Below are 4,430 nucleotides of genomic sequence, written 5' to 3'. Positions count from 1 at the left end.
CGCACGCGCGGGGATCTTCCCGGTATGTCCGCGCGGACGAGCAGACGTCCGGCGTCGTCCCCGCACGCGCGGGGATCTTCCCCACCCCACCGGCCATGACTGGCGTGACGGTCAGCCGTCCCCGCACGCGTGGGGATCTTCCGCCCGGGCAGTACGTCCAGATCGGCGGCACCTAGTCGTCCCCGCACGCGCGGGGATCTTCCCGCGAGCGCGAGCGTGGGGATCGGCGTGGGCGTGTCGTCCCCGCACGCGCGGGGATCTTCCCTCATCGTAGATAGGAGACAGCATTGTCGTTGAGTCGTCCCCGCACGCGCGGGGATCTTCCGCCAAGCGCGTGTCCGATGCGGTGACGCTGCACGTCGTCCCCGCACGCGCGGGGATCTTCCCAGCTACCAGCCGGAACGAGCGGGGATTGCCGAGTCGTCCCCGCACGCGCGGGGATCTTCCAGACGTCGCAGTGGTTGGCGCACCGATCCTCGCGTCGTCCCCGCACGCGCGGGGATCTTCCGCCCGGAGACCACCTGCGTCATAGCGGCGCGGTGTCGTCCCCGCACGCGCGGGGATCTTCCGCTGTCCCAGCTCGAGGACAGCCGCGTCGATCTGTCGTCCCCGCACGCGCGGGGATCTTCCGACGGATTACACGGTGGCCGCTGGTGCGATGACGTCGTCCCCGCACGCGCGGGGATCTTCCGGCTGTTCCAAACCTCGGACGTCCGCTCGTCGAGTCGTCCCCGCACGCGCGGGGATCTTCCGTCCACGTTCCTGCAGTGGCTGGCCACCGCCGCGTCGTCTCCGCACGCGCGGGGATCTTCCGACCTACGTCGACCCGGTCACCCTCGCGGCCGAGTCGTCCCCGGACGCGCGGGGATCTTCCCCCGGACGCGCGGGGGCAGGAGAGCCGCACCGGGTCGTCCCCGCACGCGCGGGGATCTTCCGGACGTCGGTATCAAACCGGGATTCCAGTCCCTGTCGTCCCCGCACGCGCGGGGATCTTCCTCTCCAACGGGTCTGGCCAGTCCGTCTCCCCGTGTCGTCCCCGCACGCGCGGGGATCTTCCCCGGTTGTAACAATGTAGGCTTGTCCGCTGGCGGTCGTCCCCGCACGCGCGGGGATCTTCCCCCGACATAGCCATTGCTGATGTCGTCCGACATGTCGTCCCCGCACGCGCGGGGATCTTCCTTGCGTGGTGTTCCGCCTGGCCGACCCGCTGGGCGTCGTCCCCGCACGCGCGGGGATCTTCCCCGCGCCACCGCGCGCCGCCACGTGTCCTCGAGGTCGTCCCCGCACGCGCGGGGATCTTCCCCCGTCCCGCCCGTCACCGACGCCCCATCCACCGTCGTCCCCGCACGCGCGGGGATCTTCCCGCCGCGCTGGACACCTTGGCCGCCGCTGTCACGTCGTCCCCGCACGCGCGGGGATCTTCCTGCCCCGAAGAGCTGCTCTTGGAGGTATGAGGCGTCGTCCCCGCACGCGCGGGGATCTTCCCCGCAGCAGGCGCCACGGGCGGAGCAGGAGCCAGTCGTCCCCGTACGCGCGGGGATCTTCCGATCCAGTTCGCGCGCCGCGACATGCACGACCTGTCGTCCCCGCACGCGCGGGGATCTTCCCCCATCACGGCGTCACACCCACCCGCCGGCCACGTCGTCCCCGCACGCGCGGGGATCTTCCCGATTACGAGACGTTTATCGAGCCGTTCGAGTCGTCGTCCCCGCACACGCGGGGATCTTCCCGCGAAGCGGTACGGCTCCGGTGGGCGGGCCGACGGGACTTCGGATAATTCCACTCGAACGGGACGTAGCGACCATGCGAGAGCCTGCCGGGCGTCGGTGCCCAGCGGCCGGACCATGACCGTCCCGAGGTGAACACGTGGCCTGGCCTGGAGGGGTATCCGGCGGCTGGGGTCGGCGGGCGTGACCATGTGTACTCCCAGCTGTCACTCGTGGCGGCCGGGGGCGCACCAGACGATCTCGATGGAGGTGGCTACAAGCGCGTACGTTGCGTGGGCACGGTCGACGCTTGCGAAGGTGCCGCACAGGTTGCCGTCGGGGCTCACGAGGTTGACATGGTCGTGATGGGCGAGCCCCCACACGAGGATCCGGTAATCCGCGCTGTCGTCGACGAGTGCGAACAGGCGTGGCGCCTGCCGGGCGACGAACGCCGCGACCGGTTCTGCCGGTTCCGGCGCGGTGGTGGGCGGACGGGGGTCGGTCTGTCCGGTATCCCTGGTTGCGGGGTGGTGGAGGCTGGCGAGCGTCATGGGTGCTCCTTCGTGCTGGCCGGGGGTGCGCTGTGTGGGCAGGGACCGGCGAGACCGAGAACGGCCGAGGCTGCCGCGTCGACCTGGTGACGGGCGGTCGTGAGATCGCCGGTTCCGGCCCGGTCGGTGCGGTCGTAGTGCTCCAGGGCGTCGCAGAGCGCGGCCCAGCGGCGGGAGGCCGGATCGATCGGGGGGACGAACCGGCCGAGCACCTGCGCCATCTGGTCGGCCGGTGCCAGGTCGCGCATCCTGGCCAGCAGCACCACAGGGCGCAGGTGCTCGGGCACGGCAGAGCGGACGATCGTCATCGGCGCACGGCCCCGGCCGGACGTCGCGGTGACGGGTGGTGGTGTGGTGCCGGTCGGTCACGCCGTATCCGGGGGACGGGCGGTGCCAGTCGTCGAGTCCGCGGAGACGGTCGATGACCCGTTGCAGGGTGGCCGGGTCGTGGTGGAAGGCGACCGGGGCGGCGGGGGCTGGTACGGGTGCAGGCGCGCGGGTCGGCAACGCCGCGGTGCTGTCGGTGGGGACTGCCGGCGTTGTCGCGGCCGGGAGTTGTGCCCACACCACCTTTCCAGCGGTCCGACCCGGGTACCAGGCCCATCGCAGGCTCACCGCGTCCACCAGCATGAGCCCGCGCCCGCTTTCCTGGTCCGGATGCGCCACGGTGAGGACTGGTGGAACCGTGCTGGCGTCCCACATCTCCACCGTCAACACCGCGTCGCAGACGGTCAGTCGCAGCGCCACGCCATCGTCCGGGCGGCTGGTCTTCACGGCGTTGGAGGCCAACTCGCACGCGACGAGTTCGGCCAGGTCGACGGTGTCCGCGTCGACCGACCAGGCCGTGAGTGTGCGGACCGTGCTCGCGCGGGCATCGGGAACAGCGGCAACGATCGACGGGAAGTGCGCCACGGCTACCCGGATCGCCGGTGATGGGTCAGCGGTCATGTCGAACCCCGCCGGATCCCGTCAGCGCGCGAAGGTCAATGATTGCGGCGTTCACGCGCATGTGTGCTGTCCGGGCTGGCGCTGGGACGTGTCGTTCGTGGACCTGCCGAGCGCGGGCAGGTCGCACCCGGGCAGGACTGCGAACTCGGACCATGCCACCAGCTCACAGCGGGCCTGGGACAGACGGCGGCTGACCTTCGCTACACGGTCGTCGAGCGTCAGCGGAAGGCGGGTCCGCACCTGCCTCATCCGCACATGCGCCCACTCGTGGGCGCTGTCGAAGTCCAGGAACGCGCCAAGAGGGCGTCCGTCCGCGTCCCACACTACGAACCAGCGTTCGTCCATGGTCCCTCTCCACTCGATGGGCAACGGAAAGCCTCGTGTCGTGCCTCCGTCCCCGTGCTGTGCCCGTGTCACGAACAGCAGCGCGCGGCAGACGTCGCCGAAAATGGCGCCATAGCCACGCAGAGAGACGTGATGTACGCCGATTGCTACGTCAGAGGAGTTGGGCGGCCACCCTCGGCACGCCTGCTGTTACGGAGAAGTCAAACACCGCGAGGGTTCACCATGCAAGACTCACTATGCAAGATGAGACATGTTGATTTTGTTGCGAAACAGGCGACCGGAGTCTTTCATTTCGGGTGATGGATTACCCTCAAACCGAAGGAGGGGCGATGTCAGAAGGCACCACGACGACGGGCTCGACCGTGCCGCGCCGTCAGCTCGGCCGGTACCTACGTGATCTTCGGAACCAGGCGACGATGACCGTACGGGCAGCGGCACGGCGCTTGGAGTGGTCCGAGGCCAAGATCTGGCGCATCGAGTCGGGCCTGACCTCACTTCGAAGTTTCGACGTAGAGATCATGTGCCGGATCTACGGGGCGCCCACAGATCTGACCGAGGCGCTGATGGGTCTCGCGAAGGAGACAAAGGCCCGCGGCTGGTGGCACAGCTATGGTGACGTCATTCCGGCTTGGCTTGACCTCTACATCGGGCTCGAAGAAGCGGCCTCTCGCCTCTGGTGCTACCAATCTGAACTCGTTCCCGGCCTCCTCCAAACAGAGGAATACGCACGGACCCTCATTCGAGCGGAAGAACCGGGAGTCGAAGACGACGAAATAGACCGGCGAGTTCACGTCCGCATGGCTCGGCAGTCGCTGCTGACCCGAGTGACCGACCCGCCGCTCCTCAACGTCGTTCTCAGTGAGTCAATTCTGCATCGTCC

At 69.1% G+C, this 4,430-nt stretch carries 4 protein-coding genes, 1 pseudogene and 1 CRISPR repeat array; of the genes and pseudogenes, 1 reads left to right on the top strand and 4 read right to left on the bottom strand.

What is annotated here, in order from left to right; genetic code table 11:
• Window position 1 precedes the first annotated feature (1 nt).
• Window positions 2-1,729: a CRISPR direct-repeat array (repeat unit 19 nt; unit sequence GCACGCGCGGGGATCTTCC).
• Window positions 1,730-1,933: 204 nt separating this feature from the next.
• From MJ785_RS20510 to MJ785_RS20500, 4 genes and pseudogenes are all read right to left on the bottom strand, one after another.
• Complete coding sequence (locus MJ785_RS20510; RefSeq protein ID WP_239344687.1) at window positions 1,934-2,257, bottom strand: hypothetical protein; 324 nt, start codon at window positions 2,255-2,257, stop codon at window positions 1,934-1,936.
• Window positions 2,254-2,565, bottom strand: coding sequence for a hypothetical protein (locus MJ785_RS20505; protein WP_239344689.1), 312 nt, complete (start codon window positions 2,563-2,565; stop codon window positions 2,254-2,256). Before MJ785_RS20505 ends, MJ785_RS20510 begins: the two co-directional genes overlap by 4 nt.
• Window positions 2,566-2,833: 268 nt before the next feature.
• Window positions 2,834-3,205: pseudogene (locus tag MJ785_RS22430) on the bottom strand (ATP-binding protein); the annotation flags it as partial.
• A 51-nt stretch (window positions 3,206-3,256) separates the two neighbouring features.
• Complete coding sequence (locus MJ785_RS20500; RefSeq protein ID WP_239374667.1) at window positions 3,257-3,550, bottom strand: hypothetical protein; 294 nt, start codon at window positions 3,548-3,550, stop codon at window positions 3,257-3,259.
• 329 nt (window positions 3,551-3,879) lie between these two features.
• Between MJ785_RS20500 and MJ785_RS20495 the strand changes: the two genes are divergently transcribed.
• The coding region (locus MJ785_RS20495) for a Scr1 family TA system antitoxin-like transcriptional regulator (RefSeq protein ID WP_239382402.1) at window positions 3,880-4,430 on the top strand (551 nt) is incomplete at its 3' end.

It is taken from the genome of Protofrankia sp. CiT1 (assembly GCF_917627335.1).
Classification (GTDB): domain Bacteria; phylum Actinomycetota; class Actinomycetes; order Frankiales; family Frankiaceae; genus Protofrankia.
This window is presented reverse-complemented; position numbering and strand designations above follow the sequence as displayed.